Annotated in this window: 17 protein-coding genes and 1 tRNA gene; 10 read left to right on the forward strand and 8 right to left on the reverse strand. The window is 73.9% G+C overall.

What is annotated here, in order from left to right; genetic code table 11:
• Window positions 1–726, reverse strand: a 726-nt coding sequence (locus E0W78_RS04075; RefSeq protein ID WP_131402594.1) for a HAMP domain-containing protein, incomplete at its 3' end; no start/stop codon positions are given.
• A complete protein-coding gene (locus E0W78_RS04080; protein WP_131402595.1) occupies window positions 723–1,388 on the reverse strand; it encodes a response regulator transcription factor in 666 nt (221 codons plus the stop codon). The genes E0W78_RS04075 and E0W78_RS04080, both read right to left, overlap by 4 nt.
• Before the next feature lie 87 nt (window positions 1,389–1,475).
• On the opposite strand from E0W78_RS04080, the gene E0W78_RS04085 reads away from it, so the two are divergent.
• The 4 genes from E0W78_RS04085 (at window position 1,476) to E0W78_RS04100 (ending at window position 5,473) form a co-directional block, all read left to right on the forward strand.
• A complete protein-coding gene (locus E0W78_RS04085; protein WP_131402596.1) occupies window positions 1,476–2,054 on the forward strand; it encodes a M15 family metallopeptidase in 579 nt (192 codons plus the stop codon).
• A 133-nt stretch (window positions 2,055–2,187) separates the two neighbouring features.
• A complete protein-coding gene (locus tag E0W78_RS04090) occupies window positions 2,188–3,411 on the forward strand; it encodes a SpoIIE family protein phosphatase (RefSeq protein ID WP_242686220.1) in 1,224 nt (407 codons plus the stop codon).
• The gene (locus E0W78_RS04095) at window positions 3,408–5,033 is read left to right on the forward strand and encodes a sensor histidine kinase (protein WP_131402597.1); all 1,626 of its coding nucleotides are present in this window, start codon (window positions 3,408–3,410) and stop codon (window positions 5,031–5,033) included. The genes E0W78_RS04090 and E0W78_RS04095 overlap by 4 nt, the downstream gene beginning before the upstream one ends.
• Window positions 5,030–5,473, forward strand: a complete 444-nt coding sequence (locus tag E0W78_RS04100) for a response regulator (protein ID WP_131402598.1) — start codon at window positions 5,030–5,032, stop codon at window positions 5,471–5,473. Before E0W78_RS04095 ends, E0W78_RS04100 begins: the two co-directional genes overlap by 4 nt.
• 72 nt (window positions 5,474–5,545) lie before the next feature.
• Here the strand turns inward: E0W78_RS04100 and E0W78_RS04105 are convergent, their stop codons facing one another.
• The gene (locus E0W78_RS04105; RefSeq protein ID WP_131402599.1) at window positions 5,546–6,586 is read right to left on the reverse strand and encodes an NAD(P)-dependent alcohol dehydrogenase; all 1,041 of its coding nucleotides are present in this window, start codon (window positions 6,584–6,586) and stop codon (window positions 5,546–5,548) included.
• Between the two features lie 148 nt (window positions 6,587–6,734).
• Between E0W78_RS04105 and E0W78_RS04110 the strand changes: the two genes are divergently transcribed.
• The 3 genes from E0W78_RS04110 to E0W78_RS04120 are packed head-to-tail and all read left to right on the forward strand — an operon-like array spanning window position 6,735 to window position 8,616.
• Window positions 6,735–7,619: a helix-turn-helix transcriptional regulator gene (locus E0W78_RS04110; protein WP_131402600.1), complete on the forward strand. Its 885-nt coding sequence runs from the start codon at window positions 6,735–6,737 to the stop codon at window positions 7,617–7,619.
• Between the two features lie 18 nt (window positions 7,620–7,637).
• Complete coding sequence (locus E0W78_RS04115) at window positions 7,638–8,045, forward strand: cupin domain-containing protein (protein WP_131402601.1); 408 nt, start codon at window positions 7,638–7,640, stop codon at window positions 8,043–8,045.
• Between the two features lie 37 nt (window positions 8,046–8,082).
• Window positions 8,083–8,616: a DUF488 domain-containing protein gene (locus E0W78_RS04120; protein WP_242686221.1), complete on the forward strand. Its 534-nt coding sequence runs from the start codon at window positions 8,083–8,085 to the stop codon at window positions 8,614–8,616.
• Here E0W78_RS04120 and E0W78_RS04125 read toward each other — a convergent pair.
• The 4 genes from E0W78_RS04125 to E0W78_RS04140 are packed head-to-tail and all read right to left on the reverse strand — an operon-like array spanning window position 8,613 to window position 10,822.
• Window positions 8,613–9,308 (reverse strand): alpha/beta hydrolase, encoded by a 696-nt coding sequence (locus E0W78_RS04125; RefSeq protein WP_131402602.1) that lies wholly within the window; start codon window positions 9,306–9,308, stop codon window positions 8,613–8,615. The two genes, E0W78_RS04120 and E0W78_RS04125, sit on opposite strands and share 4 nt — an antisense overlap.
• 40 nt (window positions 9,309–9,348) lie before the next feature.
• Window positions 9,349–9,645: a hypothetical protein gene (locus E0W78_RS04130; RefSeq protein ID WP_131402603.1), complete on the reverse strand. Its 297-nt coding sequence runs from the start codon at window positions 9,643–9,645 to the stop codon at window positions 9,349–9,351.
• Window positions 9,593–10,138, reverse strand: a complete 546-nt coding sequence (locus E0W78_RS04135; RefSeq protein ID WP_131402604.1) for a hypothetical protein — start codon at window positions 10,136–10,138, stop codon at window positions 9,593–9,595. Before E0W78_RS04135 ends, E0W78_RS04130 begins: the two co-directional genes overlap by 53 nt.
• 3 nt (window positions 10,139–10,141) lie before the next feature.
• A complete protein-coding gene (locus E0W78_RS04140) occupies window positions 10,142–10,822 on the reverse strand; it encodes a hypothetical protein (protein ID WP_131402605.1) in 681 nt (226 codons plus the stop codon).
• Between the two features lie 181 nt (window positions 10,823–11,003).
• Here E0W78_RS04140 and E0W78_RS04145 point away from each other — a divergent pair.
• From E0W78_RS04145 to E0W78_RS04155, 3 genes are all read left to right on the forward strand, one after another.
• Window positions 11,004–11,077: transfer RNA gene (locus E0W78_RS04145), tRNA-Ile, on the forward strand.
• A 150-nt stretch (window positions 11,078–11,227) separates the two neighbouring features.
• Complete coding sequence (locus E0W78_RS04150) at window positions 11,228–12,487, forward strand: MFS transporter (RefSeq protein ID WP_131402606.1); 1,260 nt, start codon at window positions 11,228–11,230, stop codon at window positions 12,485–12,487.
• A 45-nt stretch (window positions 12,488–12,532) separates the two neighbouring features.
• Complete coding sequence (locus E0W78_RS04155) at window positions 12,533–13,312, forward strand: hypothetical protein (protein WP_131402607.1); 780 nt, start codon at window positions 12,533–12,535, stop codon at window positions 13,310–13,312.
• Here the strand turns inward: E0W78_RS04155 and E0W78_RS04160 are convergent.
• Window positions 13,296–13,823: a DUF2243 domain-containing protein gene (locus E0W78_RS04160; RefSeq protein ID WP_131402608.1), complete on the reverse strand. Its 528-nt coding sequence runs from the start codon at window positions 13,821–13,823 to the stop codon at window positions 13,296–13,298. The genes E0W78_RS04155 and E0W78_RS04160 overlap by 17 nt on opposite strands.
• Window positions 13,824–13,830 lie beyond the last annotated feature (7 nt).

The following is a 13,830-nucleotide window of genomic DNA, read 5'->3' on the forward strand; positions in this document are numbered from 1 at the left end:
CCGCAGGTCGGCGTCGAGCCGGACGGGGGAGGGCGGGTCGATCCCGTCGACCACCGCACGTGCCACGTCCGCGAGGTCGCACCTCTCAGTCGGTCCGGACGCCTCCTGCTCGGTCCGGGCGAGGCGCAGCAGTGCGTCCACGATGGCGGTGGAGCGCGCGTTCATCTCCAGGGTCCGGTCGATCAGCCGGTCGACGTCACGACCTTCGGGGTCCGCCTTGGCCACGTCGAGCATCGCCTTGACCACGGCGTTCGGCGTCCGCAGCTCGTGGGACGCGTTCGCGGTGAACCGGCGCTGCTCGGCGAACGCCGCCTCGAGCCGGTCGAGCATCGTGTCGAAGACGTCGGCCAGCCGGCGCAGCTCGTCGTCCGGGCCGGGCAGGTCGATGCGGTGGGTCAGCGAGCCCTCGGCCGCCGTCGACGCCGCGGCGGAGATGGCGTGCAGCGGCCGCAGCACGCGGCCGGCGAGCAGCCAGCCACCGACCAGGCCCACCACCGCCAGGACGAGCGTCCCCGCCACGACCGGACGCACGGCGGCCTCGGCGAGGTCCGACCGGTTGGGTGCGGGCACCCCGCCGCGGGCGTCGACCAGGTTGGCGTCCGGCAGGTAGCGGAGCACGAAGGCGAGCACGAGCATGAATCCGGCCCAGGCCAGCATGAGGAAGCCGGCGTAGCTCAGCGTGAGCTTGAGCCGGACGCTCAGCCCCGGCCGCCGGGTGCGCGTCACGCGGGCTCGCCGAACCGGTAGCCGACGCCGGCGACCGTGTGGATGACGCCCGGTGGGCCCAGGCGCTTGCGCAGCGTCGAGATGGTGATGCGGACGGCGTTGGTGAACGGGTCGGCGGCCTCGTCCCAGGCCTGCTCGAGGAGGTCCTCGGCGCTCACGACGCCACCGTCGGCGGCCATCAGCACGCGCAGGACGGAGAACTGCTTGCGGGTGAGGGCGACGTAGTGGCCGTCGCGGTGCACCTCGCGGCGAAACGGGTCGAGCCGCACGCCGACCGCCTCCAGCACCGGGGGAGCGGCGCGTCCGGACCGCCGCGCCAGGGCCCGCAGCCGCAGCACCAGCTCGCGCATCTCGAACGGCTTGGTGAGGTAGTCGTCGGTGCCCAGTCCGAAGCCGGAGACCTTGTCGTCCAGGCTCGCCGCGGCGGTCACCATGATCACGCGCGTGCGGGGGTGGTCGGCCGCCAGCCGGCGGGCGACCTCGTCGCCGTGGACGACCGGCAGGTCGCGGTCGAGCACCACCGCGTCGTAGTCGTTGAGGCCGGCCAGATCGAGCGCGGCCTGCCCGTCGTGCGCCACGTCCGCGGCGATCGCCTCGAGCCGGAGGCCGTCGCGGATCGCCTCCGCGAGGTAGGTCTCGTCCTCCACCACCAGTACGCGCACGCCCCGATGCTACGAGCCGGGACCTTTCGTGGACGTATCGGAAATCGCGTACGTCCTGGCAACACGCCGGACGGTGCAGTGGATGCCATGACCCACCGACTCCGCACCACCGTCCTGGCCCTCGTCACCACCGTCGGCGTCGCCGCGCTCCTCGTGGCCGGGCTTCGCTCGTCCGGCGAGGCGTCCGCCGTGCCCGGCCTGTCGTTCCTGCCCGGCCCGTCGTCGACGCCCGTCGACAGCGCCGCCAGCCGTGAGGGCGACCTCGAGGACCGGACGGTGTCCGTGGACGCCGACGAGCCCGCCGTGACCCGGCTCGACCCCGCCCTGCGGGACGCGGTGCGGGACGCGGTCGCCGCGGCAGCCGACCAGGACGTCGAGGTGCGCATCAACAGCGGGTGGCGCAGCACCGGCTACCAGGAGCGCCTGTTCGCCCAGGCGCTCGTCAAGTACGGCTCGCAGGAGGAGGCGCTGCACTGGGTGGCGACGCCGGACACGTCCTCGCACGTCACCGGCGACGCCGTCGACGTCGCCCCGACGAAGGCGGCGTACTGGATGAGCCAGCACGGCGACCGGTTCGGGCTGTGCCAGGCCTACGCCAACGAGATCTGGCACTACGAGCTGCTCACCGAGCCCGGCGGCACGTGCCCCGACCCCGAGGTGCGCTGACGGGCCGGGACGGGTCGGCCGACCCGGTGCGGACGGTCACGGACGACTGCCCGCCGGGGCGGGAGCGCGGGTCGCTAGGGTTCTGCTGCGACCGCCTCCGGAGCGGTCGCCCGTCGAGAGGGGTTGAGTGCGGGTGTCCACGCGTCGCCCCGCCGCACCCGACGAGCCGCGGCTGCCCCGCACGGACGAGCCGACCATCCTGCTCGTCGAGGACGACGCGGGTGACGCCCTGCTCGTGGACGAGCTGGTCGCCGACGCCGGGTCGCCCATGCACCTCACCTGGGCCCGCTCGATGCGCGACGCCGAGGCGCTGCTCGCGGAGGGCCTCGAGCCCGACTGCATCCTGCTCGACCTCCACCTGCCCGACGCCCACGGGCTCGAGGGAGTCGCTCGCATCCAGGGCCAGGCGGGCACGGCGGCCGTCGTCGTCCTGACCGGCCTGGCCGAGCAGGGCTCGGGGCTGGCCGCGGTCGCGGCCGGTGCGCAGGACTACCTGGTCAAGGGACGCGTCGAGCCGGAGCTGTTCGAGCGCGCCGTGCAGTACGCGATCCAGCGCAAGCAGGCCGAGCAGGCCGCCGCCGCGCTGCAGGCGAGCCAGATCCGCGCCCAGGAGAACGCCCGGCTCGAGCGCGGCCTGCTGCCCACCCCGATGCTGGCCGCGTCCGGCCAGCTCGACGTCGCCGCCCGGTACCGCCCCGGACGCGCGCAGAGCGTCCTCGGCGGCGACTTCTACGACGTCGTGCAGACGGCCGACGGCACCGTCCACGTCCTCATCGGCGACGTCTCGGGCCACGGCCCCGACGAGGCGGCGCTCGGCGTGGGCCTCCGGATCGCCTGGCGCACGCTCGTCATCAGCGGCGCGACCGGCCCCGAGCAGCTGCGGCTGCTGGAGCGCGTGCTCGTCGCCGAACGCACGAGCGCCGAGGTGTTCGCGACGCTGACGAGCATCGAGCTCGACCCCGACCGGCGCCGGATGCGCGTGATGCGCGCCGGCCACCCGGGCGTGATCCTGCACCACCGCGACGGCGCCGAGCTGCTGGAGGTCGAGGGCGGCCTCGCGCTCGGTCTCGTCCCCGGCGAGGCGACGTGGCCCGTGGTCGAGCACCGCCTCGACGCGGGCACCGGCGTCGTCCTGTTCACCGACGGGCTCTTCGAGGTCCGCACCGGGGAGCGGGAGCGCCTGGGTGAGCAGGGCCTGCTCGACCTCGCGCGCGGTGCGGCCGGGCTGGACGCCGAGGAGTTCGTGGACCTGCTCGTCTCGCGGGCCGGTGAGCTGGCCGAGGCGCACGGCGGGCTCGGGGACGACGTGGCCGTCATCCACGTCCGTTGGACCGACGAGAACGACGAGGACGCATGAGCCAGGCAGCAACCCCCGGACGTCGCGGCTGGACGGTGTCGGCGATCTTCAACGCCGTCCTCGCGGTGATGCTCGTGCTGGTGCTCGCCGGCGCGACGATCGTCGCGATCCTCATGTCGCGCACGGCCTCGGTCACCGACGAGCTCGTCGGCGAGGTGCAGCCGGCCCAGGCCGAGGCGCTGCGCCTGCAGGCCGCCCTGGTCGACCAGGAGACGGGTGCGCGCGGCTACACGATCACCGCCGACCGCCAGTTCCTGACCCCGTACACGGAGGGCCTGGCGGCCGAGGAGGCGTCCGCGACGCACCTGATGGAGCTGGTCGAGGGGCGGCACCGGCTCGTCGAGGACCTGGAGCGCATCCGCCAGGCGGCCGAGCGGTGGCGGGCCGAGTACGCCGACCCGCTGATCGGCGGCGTCACGGCGGGCTCGCCGCGCCAGGCCGACGAGCGGGCCGCCCTGCGTGGCAAGGAGGCGTTCGACGAGATCCGAGCCCTGTTCGTGCGGCAGAACGCCGACCTTGCCGACGCGGTGGACGAGGGGCGCGACGACCTGGAGCAGATCCGCACGATCCGGTCGTGGGTGCTGTCCGGCGTCATCATCGCGTTCCTGGCCACCGCGGCGCTGCTCGTCGTGCTCGTGCGGCGCCTGGTGACCCGTCCCCTCGAGGCGTTGCAGGACGCGTCCCGGACGGTCGCGGGCGGCGAGTTCTCCCACCGCATCACGCCCCACGGCCCGACCGACGTCCAGGCGGTCGCGGTCGCCGTCGAGGCGATGCGGACGCGCGTCGTCGAGGAGCTCGAGACCTCGCTCGCCCAGCAGGACCGTCTCGAGCAGCAGAAGGCCGAGCTGGACGCCCAGGCGCTGGAGCTGCGCCGCTCGAACAACGAGCTCGAGCAGTTCGCCTACGTCGCGTCGCACGACCTGCAGGAGCCGCTGCGCAAGGTCGCGTCCTTCTGCCAGCTGCTCGACAAGCGGTACGGCGACGAGCTGGACGAACGGGGCAAGCAGTACATCGACTTCGCCGTCGACGGCGCCAAGCGGATGCAGGTGCTCATCAACGACCTGCTCACCTTCTCGCGCGTCGGCCGGGTCAACGACAGCCTCGAGCCGGTCTCGCTGGACGCCACGCTGGACAAGGCGCTCGCCAACCTGGAGGCCGCGATCGACGACGCCGGCGCCGAGGTCGTCCGCCCGGCGGCGCTGCCCGACGTGCTGGGCGACCCGACCCTGTTCGGGATGCTCTGGCAGAACCTGGTCGGCAACGCGATCAAGTTCCAGCGACCCGGGCAGGCCCCCCGCGTGGAGGTCGCCGTGTCGCGGCAGGCGACGGACGCCGGAGACGTCTGGCAGGTCAGCGTCACCGACAACGGCATCGGCATCGACGCCGAGTTCGCCGACAAGGTGTTCGTGATCTTCCAGCGGCTGCACAGCCGCGAGGCGTACTCCGGCACCGGCATCGGCCTGGCGCTGTGCAAGAAGATCGTCGAGCACCACGGCGGACGCATCTGGATCGACACCGACCACACCGACGGCACGCGCTTCTGCTTCACCGTGCCCGTCGCCCCCGAGACCAACCCCGTCACGGCGTCCGCGCGTGGCACCGCAGAAGGAGACCGCGCATGAGCCAGAGCACCGAGCCGATCGAGGTCCTGCTCGTCGAGGACGACCCGGGCGACGAGCTCATGACCCGTGAGGCGTTCGAGGACAACAAGATCCGCAACACGCTGCACGTCGTCCGCGACGGCGAGCAGGCGCTCGACTTCCTCTACCGCCGCGGCGAGCACGCCGACGCGCCGCAGCCCGACCTGGTCCTGCTCGACCTGAACCTGCCGAAGTACGACGGACGCCAGGTGCTGGAGAAGATCAAGTCCGACCCCGACCTGGCCCACATCCCGGTCGTCGTGCTCACCACGTCCAGCGCGGAGGAGGACATCCTGCGCAGCTACAAGCTCCACGCCAACGCGTACGTGACCAAGCCCGTCGACGTCGAGCAGTTCATCGCCGCGGTCCGCCAGATCGACGAGTTCTTCGTGACGATCGTCCGGCTCCCGAACCGCCGCTAGCCGCAGCCGCCCGCGCACGACCGAGGCCCGCTCCCGGGGAGGGGAGCGGGCCTCGGTCGTGCTGCGCGGAGGTCAGGCCAGCGTCGCGGTGTCGATGACGAAGCGGTACCGGACGTCCGAGGCCAGGACGCGCTCGTAGGCCTCGTTGACCTGCGCGGCGTCGATCACCTCGACCTCGGCGCCGATGCCGTGCTCGCCACAGAAGTCGAGCATCTCCTGGGTGAGCGCGATGCCGCCGATCATGGAGCCGGCGTAGGAGCGGCGGGCGCTGATCAGCGACATGGCGTTGAGGCTGAGCGGCTCGGCCGGGGCGCCGACGTTGACCAGCGTGCCGTCGACGGCGAGCAGACCCAGGTAGGCGTCGACGTCGATGACCGCGCTGACGGTGTTGACGATCAGGTCGAACGTGCCCGCCAGGTGCTCGAACGTGCTCGGGTCGGACGTCGCGAAGTACGCGTCGGCGCCGAGCCGCAGGCCGTCCTCCTGCTTCTTGAGCGACTGCGACAGCACGGTCACCTCCGCGCCGAGCGCATGGGCGATCTTGACCGCCATGTGCCCGAGGCCGCCCAGACCGACCACGGCCACCTTCCGGCCGGGGCCCGCGCCCCAGCGGCGCAGCGGGGCGTACGTGGTGATGCCGGCGCACAGCAGCGGCGCGGCCTGGGCCGGGTCGATGCCGTCGGGCACCGAGAGGACGTAGTCGGCGTCGACGACGACGTGGGTCGAGTAGCCGCCCTGCGTGGTCGTGCCGTCGCGGTCGGTGGCGGCGTACGTCCCCACCATGCCCTGGGCGCAGTACTGCTCGTCGCCGCGCCGGCAGCTGTCGCACTCGCCGCACGAGCTGACCATGCAGCCGACGCCGACGCGGTCGCCGACCGCGTGCCGGCTGACGTCGGCGCCGACCTCGGTGACGGTGCCGACGATCTCGTGGCCCGGGACGACGGGGAACGGCTGCGGGCCCCAGTCGCCGTTCACGGTGTGGATGTCGGAGTGGCAGATGCCGGCGTACTCGATGGCGATGAGGACGTCGTGCGGTCCGACGGCGCGGCGCTCGACCGTCGTCGGGACCAGCGGCTCGCCCGCGGCGGGGGCGGCGTACGCGTTGACGCGCATGGATCAGCTCTTCCTGTCGGTGGGCGGACGCCCTCGGGCGTCCGGGTTCGCCACCATCGAAGCGCGCCGCGCGAGCCGGTGACAGGGCGGACTTGTGGGGGTACAAGCTCGACCTGGCTAGCGGCCGTCGGCGGCCTACCGTGGAGACGTGGACAACCGCGACGACATCCGTGACTTCCTCGCCACCCGGCGGGCCCGGCTCACGCCCGAGCAGGTGGGCCTGCCCGCAGGCGGCGGGCGCCGGCGCGTCCCCGGGCTGCGCCGCGAGGAGGTCGCCGTCCTGGCCGGGGTGAGCACCGAGTGGTACACCCGCCTGGAGAAGGGTCACATCGCCGGTGTCTCCGAGGACGTCCTCGAGGCCGTGGCCCGCGCGCTGCGCCTGGACGAGGCCGAGCACACCTACCTGTTCGACCTGGCCCGGGCCGCGCGGACGATGAGGCGTCCGCCCCGGCGCCGCAAGGCCGACGACCTGCCCGCGCCGGTGCAGTGGATGCTCGACTCGATGGTCGACTCGGCCGCGTTCGTCGCCAACGGCCGGCTCGACCTGGTGGCGTCCAACGCCCTCGGCCGGGCGCTGTACTCGCCGGTGATCGACTTCGACCCGGTGCGGCCGAACATCGCGCGCTACCAGTTCCTCGACCCCACGGCCGACACGTACTTCACCGACCTCGCGGGCGCTGCCAAGGTCACGGTCGCGCTGCTGCGCACCGAGGCCGGGCGGCATCCCGACGACAAGGAGCTGCGCGGGCTCGTCGGCGAGCTGTCGACGGTGAGCGAGACGTTCCGCACCCGCTGGGCGTCCCACGACGTCCGCCTGCACCACGCCGGGCACAAGCAGTTCAACCACCCGGCCGTCGGCCTCATCGACCTGGCCTACCACTCGATGGACATCGCTCCCGGAAGCCCTCGGCCGCTCACCATGACCGTCTACACCGCCGAGCCCGGCAGCGCCTCGGACGAGCAGATGCGCCTGCTCGCCAGCTGGGCCGCGACCGAGGCCCCCGAGCACGTCCGCGCCGACCAGACCTCCTGAACCCCGAAGGACCCCGCCATGCAGATCACCCGCAGCTCCGTCGCCACCGTCAAGGGCCCGGCCGACTGGTTCACCGGCGACGTGTACATCGACGCCGTCGCCGCCGCGCCCGACCCGTCGCGGGTCAGCGCGAACCTGGTGCACTTCATGCCCGGCGCCCGCACCCACTGGCACCGGCACCCGCTGAGCCAGACCGTCTTCGTCACCGAGGGCGTCGGCCTGTGCCAGCGCCGCGGGGGACCGGTCGAGGTCATCCGTCCCGGGGACCGAGTGCTGTTCGAGGCCTACGAGGAGCACTGGCACGGTGCCGCGCCCGACCGGCTGATGGTCCACCTGGCCATCAACGAGGGCGACGAGCACCACGCGGTGGTCCACTGGGGCGAGCCGGTCACCGACGACGAGTACCGGGCCGAGCCGGCCGGCTGACGGTTTCGGTCGCGCCGCGTCCGGGCACCGTCGAGGCGTGGGAGCGCTGCTGTCGGTCGGGCACGGGACGGCCGGACGTGACGACCTGACCGAGCTGTTCCGCGGCGCCGGCGTCGAGCGGGTCGTGGACGTGCGGCGGTTCCCGGGCAGCCGGCGCAACCCCGAGGTCTCCACCGACGCGATGGCGGTGTGGCTGCCGGCGGCCGGTCTCGGCTACCGGTGGGAGGCCCGGCTCGGTGGCCGTCGCCGGGTGCCCGACGGCGGCCAGGACGTCGACCGGTGGTGGCGGGTGGAGGCGTTCCGCGGCTACGCCGCGCACATGCGCACCGACGAGTTCCGGGCCGGCCTGGACGCGCTCGTGGCCGACGCCGAGGCGGCGTCCGGCGCGGTCGCGTTCCTGTGCAGCGAGAGCCTGTGGTGGCGCTGCCACCGGCGGATGGTGAGCGACGCGCTCGTCCTGCTGCGCGCACGCGAGGTGCAGCACCTCGGCCACGACGGGCGCATGACGCCCCACGTCCCGTCCGAGGGGGCGCGCGTCGACGGCGACGCGATCTACTACGACGCCGGCTAGGCCTCGACCAGGAACGCCCGGACGTGCTCGACGAACCGCTCGGGCTCGCGCTCGTGCACGAGGTGCCCGGCCTCGACCGTCACCTGGCGGGCGTCCGGGAGGGTCGCCACGAGCGCGGCGACGTCCTCCTGGGGGACGGGGCTGGACGCTCCGCCGGCGACGACGAGCGTGCGGGCGGCCACGGACGCCGCCGTCTCCGGCCAGTGCGACGCGGGGCGGTCGATCTCGGGTCGCACCTGCTCGACGACGGCCCAGTCCAGCGGCAGGTCGCCGGGGGGACGGTCGGGCGGTGCGGGCGTGCGGGGCCGGGGGAGCGGCACGTCCTCGAGCACGACCCGGCGGACGAGCCGCGGGCGCCGGGCCGCGACCAGGAGGGCGACGAGCCCGCCGAGCGAGTGGCCGACCAGGTCGACCGGGCCCCGTCCCAGTCCGGTGAGGGCGTGCTCGACGTCGGTGGCCATGAGCTCGATGGCGTACGTGCCCGGCCAGTCGCTGTCGCCGTGCCCGCGCAGCGAGAGCGCCACGACGTCGCGGTCGCCGCTGAGGGCGTGGGCGACGGTGTCCCAGGTGCGGGCGGTGTCGCCGGTTCCGGGCAGCAGCACGGCCGTCGGTCGCGGCTCGTCCGCCGTGCGGCCCTCGTGCAGGAAGCCCCGCAGGCGGACCTTCCCGGCGTCCAGCTCGATCGGCCTCATGCCGGCAGCATGCCCCGGGCGAGGGGGCAGGCGGGGCGGGTCAGACGGGGGCGTCGACCTCGAGCGGACGGTGCTCGGCCCCGTCGCCCTGCAGCGCCTCCATGACGTCCTTCATCGGCAGCACCTTCGTGCCGGCCAGCAGCATGAGTGCCTCGACCTTGGCCGCGCTGCGTCCGACGAACGGCGCGCTGCGGACGGGGTTGTCGCCGATCCGCTCGCCCTCGTCCATCGACGCCAGCGCACGCTGGGCCTGGTCGATCACGTCGCGCAGGTGCCGTCGCAGGTCACCGGCCTCCGTCCGCAGGGTGTTGGCGAGGAAGGCGTTGACGTTGCTCATGAGGTCCTCTCGACGGCGTGACCCATCCGTGGTCATCGGCCCCATCGGCGGCGGGGGCGCCCACCTGAGCCGAACCCGGGACGTGCGGCGGGTCGAACGCCGACTCGTCGACCCCGGCGTGCGGGTCGACCGGGTCGGGTCCGTACCGGTCGAGCACGACGTCGTGCGGCCGGCCCACCCCGTCCTCGGGGCGGCACGCGGCGGCGACGCGCCCGGTCGAGCCGGTGAGTCCCCAGGGCTCCAGCACGCCGTGGTGGGCGGCGACGGCCACCGCCAGGCCCTGCAGGGCCAGCACGAGGGACGCCGTGGGCTCGAGCCCGTCCCCGGCGAGTGGCGGGGTCAGGAGGGCGGCCGCCACGACGAGGACCACCAGCGTCGTGGCCTTCACCGCCCGCGACGCCAGGCGCTTGGTGACGGCCGCGACGACCATGGGCAGGAGGAGCGCGACGACCAGGAAGGCCGCGACCGTGCCGGTGTCCAGACGGGTGGTCATGGCTCAGCCACCCTTCACCCGGTCGAGGGCCTCGGCGGGGAACCACTCCTTGGGGGCGGCGCGGCGGCGGTAGTTGCCGGTCGCGAACTTGGCCGTGAACGTGTACCCGCGCGGACGGTGGTGCAGCTCGCCGTAGTCCTTGCCCGGGCCGGCGAACGTCGTCGTCCCACCGGGGACGTCCACGACGTACTCGATCCGGGGGACCAGCAGGCGTCCGGCGATGGCCCGGGAGCGCCCCTGCCGCCGGGCCCACTGGACGCCGTCGCGCCAGCTCCGCAGAGGCATGGCGACGTCCGGGCCGTCGTCGTCGCCGCCCGTCCCGCCCGTGCCGAGCCCGTTCGCGTGGTGCTCCTGCAGGGCGGTCACCTGGTAGCGGGCGGGGCCGTTGTGCGGGCAGCCGTTGAGGACGCCGTGCTGGTGCTCCGGCTCCCACGCCGATCCCGAGCGCGACCACGCGGCGGCACCCATCTCGCGCGCGACGAGGACGGCCTCGGTGGACCGCTGCACGATGTCGTACGCGCCGCCCTTGGTGTGGGTCGGTCCGGACGCGGCGGCCGTGCCGATCAGCTGGTAGATGTCGATCGACCGGATGATGAGGCCGCGGCGCTTCAGCTCGCGCTCGTACACCGGCAGCCAGGCGGCGAGGCACGAGCAGGCGGGGCGGCCGCGGAACGTGGTGGCCATGGGGATCCTCCCGGACGTCGAAGGCGCCGGCTCCCCGCAGACCGACGGCCCTGATCAGGTCATTGTCGGACGTCCGCCGCCGAAAAGCGCCGGTGCGACGGCGACTTTCTCGCCCGCACGTCCACCGGGCGCGCGCTTCGCTACGCTCGTCGGGCGCGTCCGGCTGCGGCGGGACGCGCGAGGGGCGGTAGCTCAGCCGGTCAGAGCAGAGGACTCATAATCCTTGGGTCGTGGGTTCGAGCCCCACCCGCCCTACGAACGCCGTGCGGCGCACCTGGCGAGACCGGGTACCCTGGACCTGCTGGTCCACCGACCGGCCGGCGGGCTCGTCCCGCCGAAGGACGTGCATCTACCTCGGGCCCACGCGGGCCGTCCAAGGCGGCACCCGCGTACTGGAGACCCGGCATGACCCTTCCCGACGAGCTGCTTCGCACCGCCGGACCCGACGAGGACCTCACCCTGCGGCGCGCCGTCGGCCCCTCGTACTTCCCCGTGGCCTTCGTGGCCCGCTTCCCCTACGCGATGATGATCGTCGGCGTGCTGACGCTCGTCGTCGCCGCGCGCGACTCGGTCGCCCTGGGCGGCCTCAACTCGGCCGCGGTCGGCGCGGGCACCGCGATCTTCGGCCCCCTGCTCGGCATGGCCGCCGACCGCTTCGGCCAGCGCCCGGTGCTGCTGGTCGCGGGTGCCGCGAACAGCCTGGCCCTGCTCGTCATGGCCGCCGTCGCGTTCAGCTCGCTGCCCGACCTCGCCGTGCTGGCGACGGCGTTCGTCATCGGTGCCACCGCCCCGCAGGTCGCCCCGATGTCGCGCAGCCGCCTGTTCGGCGTCATCACCGAGCAGCTGCCGGCCCGCCGCCGGGTCAAGACGCTCAACGGCGTGATGGCGTACGAGTCGGCCGCCGACGAGACCGTCTTCGTGTTCGGCCCGGCCATCGTCGGTCTGCTCGCGACGACGATGAACCCGGTCGCCCCCGTCATCGGTGCGGCCGTCCTCACCGTGCTCTTCGTGACGGCGTTCGCGCTGCACCCGACCGGACGCGTGGAGCCCTCCGGCGCGGACGAGCGGGTCGAGGCGGCACCGGCCCGTGACCTGCTGCGCCCCGGCGTGCTCGTCGCGGTGCTCGGCACCCTGGGCGTCGGCATGTTCTTCGGCGGCATGCTCACCTCGCTCACCGCGGTCATGCGGGACGAGGGGACCGGCGACGCGGCCGGACTCGTCTACGGCGTCATGGGCATCGGCTCGACCATCCTCGCCCTGGCCGTGGCGGTCTTCCCCGAGCGGTTCGCCCTGCGCGCCCGCTGGCTCGTGTTCGGCGCGACCATGCTCGTCGCGGCGCTCGGGTACGCCCTCGCTGGCGGCATGGTCGGACTGGTCGGCGCGATGGTGGTCGCGGGCGTCGGCATCGGCCCGACGCTGGTCACCCAGTACAGCCTGGCCGCCACGCGCAGCCCGGTCGGACGCTCGGCCACGGTCATGACGATGCTCGGCTCGGCGGTCATCGTCGGCCAGTCCGCGGCGTCGGCGGTGACCGGCGCGATCGCCGAGTCGTCCGGCTCGGACGCCGCCCGCTGGGTCCCCGTGGTCGCGGCCGCCGTCGTCGTCCTCGCGGCCGTCCTCAACGTCCGCGTCCGGGACGAGCGTCCCGCGGCGCACCGCGACTGACGCCGTTCCGCCCCGCACGACCCGACCGGCGGGCATGCTGACGGGATGAACCTCCGGTCCGCCGCCGTCGTCCTGGCCGTCGCCACGGTGCTCGGTGCGTGCTCGGCGTCGGAGTCCGCGGAACCGCGAGCGACCCCTGAGCCGCGTCCCACCGCGCCGGTCCGCACCGTCGACGGCGAGCCGCTGCTCACCTGCGGTGGCCACGAGTTCCCCGTGTCCGCGATGGTCGACGGCATCGAGTCCCGGACGCCCGCGGCGGACATCGTGAACGCGCTGGACGGCCTCGTCCGGAGTGCGGGGATGGACGCGCCGCTCGGGCTCAGCAAGGACGGGGTCCGGCCCGGCGAGTGGAAGGTGCTGGCCGAGGACGCGGATTCCCTGCTGGTGGCCACGGGCCGGTGGGACGAGCGCGGCCCTGGGGAGCGTGCGCACCGGGTGGGTCTGGAGAAGCAGGGGGACCGCTTGCGCGTCGCCGGCTGGGGCGACTGCCAGCCACGGCCGGTGCCGGTCGACGCCGTGGCGTGGGCCATGGTGACGGCGTCGGCCGCCGACCTCGACCCCGACGCCGTGAGCGTCCCGGTCCGGGTGACCGAGCAGGAGTGCACCTCGTCCCGTGACCCGGAAGCGCACCTGCACGAGCCCGTCGTCGTCGAGACCGACCGGACGGTGACGGTCTACTGGACGACCGAGGTGGTCACCGGGCCCCAGAAGTGCCCGGGCAACCCCCTCGCCGATCGCATCATCGAGCTGGACGAGCCGCTCGGTGACCGGACCGTGCTCGACGGCTCGACCTGGCCCGCCATCCCGGTCACGCAGCGGTTCTAGACCGCGCCAGCATCGCGCGGCGTCCGCGTCGGTGCAGCAGCCAGCCGGCCACGACGAGCAGGGCACCGAGGGCCAGGAAGCCCAGGTCCCACGACAGCGGCCCGCCCAGGTCGTCGCGGACGTGGTGCACGCCCAGCACCTGGTGGTCGACCACGCCCTCGACGAGGTTGAACACGCCCCACCCGGCCAGCAGCAGGCCCAGGTGGAACGACCAGCTCGGCGCGAGCCGTCCCTGACGCCAGGCGTCGACGAGCAGCAGCGAGCCGACGAGCACGAACAACCAGGTCACGACGTGGAAGAACCCGTCGGCCATCGTGTTCACCTCGAGGCCCGCCAGCGTCGTGGGCTCCTTGCCGTGGATGTCGCTCACCATGTGGTGCCACTGCAGCACCTGGTGCAGCAGGACGCCGTCCACGAAGCCGCCCAGCCCCAGCCCCATCAGCAGGCCGCCGGCGATCGAGGGCGGCTCGGCGGACGGCGGGGGAGCAGGCGCTGCATCGGGTCGGGTCATGGCCGGG

Source organism: Aeromicrobium sp. IC_218 (genome assembly GCF_004336805.1).
GTDB lineage: Bacteria > Actinomycetota > Actinomycetes > Propionibacteriales > Nocardioidaceae > Aeromicrobium.

What these genes read in the sequence shown, in the direction of transcription:
- E0W78_RS04085 (WP_131402596.1), top strand. Translation starts at nt 1,476, where the DNA reads ATGACCCACCGACTCCGCACCACCGTCCTGGCCCTCGTCACCACCGTC.
- E0W78_RS04095 (WP_131402597.1), top strand. Translation starts at nt 3,408, where the DNA reads ATGAGCCAGGCAGCAACCCCCGGACGTCGCGGCTGGACGGTGTCGGCG.
- E0W78_RS04100 (WP_131402598.1), top strand. Translation starts at nt 5,030, where the DNA reads ATGAGCCAGAGCACCGAGCCGATCGAGGTCCTGCTCGTCGAGGACGAC.
- E0W78_RS04105 (WP_131402599.1), bottom strand. Translation starts at nt 6,586, where the DNA reads ATGCGCGTCAACGCGTACGCCGCCCCCGCCGCGGGCGAGCCGCTGGTC.
- E0W78_RS04115 (WP_131402601.1), top strand. Translation starts at nt 7,638, where the DNA reads ATGCAGATCACCCGCAGCTCCGTCGCCACCGTCAAGGGCCCGGCCGAC.
- E0W78_RS04125 (WP_131402602.1), bottom strand. Translation starts at nt 9,308, where the DNA reads ATGAGGCCGATCGAGCTGGACGCCGGGAAGGTCCGCCTGCGGGGCTTC.
- E0W78_RS04130 (WP_131402603.1), bottom strand. Translation starts at nt 9,645, where the DNA reads ATGAGCAACGTCAACGCCTTCCTCGCCAACACCCTGCGGACGGAGGCC.
- E0W78_RS04135 (WP_131402604.1), bottom strand. Translation starts at nt 10,138, where the DNA reads ATGACCACCCGTCTGGACACCGGCACGGTCGCGGCCTTCCTGGTCGTC.
- E0W78_RS04140 (WP_131402605.1), bottom strand. Translation starts at nt 10,822, where the DNA reads ATGGCCACCACGTTCCGCGGCCGCCCCGCCTGCTCGTGCCTCGCCGCC.
- E0W78_RS04150 (WP_131402606.1), top strand. Translation starts at nt 11,228, where the DNA reads ATGACCCTTCCCGACGAGCTGCTTCGCACCGCCGGACCCGACGAGGAC.
- E0W78_RS04155 (WP_131402607.1), top strand. Translation starts at nt 12,533, where the DNA reads ATGAACCTCCGGTCCGCCGCCGTCGTCCTGGCCGTCGCCACGGTGCTC.
- E0W78_RS04160 (WP_131402608.1), bottom strand. Translation starts at nt 13,823, where the DNA reads ATGACCCGACCCGATGCAGCGCCTGCTCCCCCGCCGTCCGCCGAGCCG.